The sequence below is a fragment of the Streptomyces sp. SID11385 genome (assembly GCF_010548245.1).
Lineage (GTDB): Bacteria > Actinomycetota > Actinomycetes > Streptomycetales > Streptomycetaceae > Streptomyces.
Genome location: NZ_JAAGLR010000167.1, coordinates 1 through 719, shown reverse-complemented (window position 1 = coordinate 719; position 719 = coordinate 1). Strand labels below are relative to the sequence as shown.

The 719-nt window shown below is 77.7% G+C and carries 1 pseudogene; it reads left to right on the top strand.

The features are described from left to right. Positions 1-656: pseudogene (locus G3I42_RS05285) on the top strand (hypothetical protein); the annotation flags it as partial. Between the last annotated feature and the right edge of the window lie 63 nt (positions 657-719).

Below are 719 nucleotides of genomic sequence, written 5' to 3'. Positions count from 1 at the left end.
GCGGCAAGGGCCCCGCGGACCTCGGCGACAAGGCGCGCCTCGGCCCGGGGACCTGGCGCGACCGGCTGCGCCCCGGCACGACCCGCTACTACGCGCTGCCGCTCGACTGGGGCCGACGCGCTTTTGTGGACGTCGAGTTGGGCAGCGCCGTCGCGAGCGGCTCGGGCAGGAAGACCGTCGCGTCGGCGCTGCGTGCCGCGCTCGACAGCCCCGTACGGGCCGAGGTCGTCTCGGACGGCGCCTTCTACGCGGGCGCGCCGTCCTCGGCGCACCTCGACGCGGGTGCCCCCGTCGCCTTCGCGAACCGCTACGCGGGCGGCGGCCTGCGCGCGCTGCGCTTCCCGGGCACCTACGTTGTGCGGGTCTCGCTGAGCCCGGAACTCGCCGACGCCTACGGGGACGAGCCGCTGGGGGTCGTCCTGCGGGTCGCGGTGCGGGACGAGGGGCGCGCGGGCCAAGGGGTCACGTACCCGGGGGACCCGGGGATCTTTCAGGCCGAGGGGGACCGGGCGGCGAGCGGTCCGCAGGGGGAGCGGCGGGCCGCGGCGCCGGGAGGAGAGGGGATGCGGTGGCTCGCGGTGGGGAGTTTCGCCGCGGGTCTGGCGCTGGTGGGGTGGCTCGGCGCCTGGCGGCTGCGCGGGCGGCGCGGCGCCTGAGCACCGCTCAGGGGGCCTGGGTGAGCGCCCAGAAGCCCACCGCGAAGCACAGCAGCGCGAGCA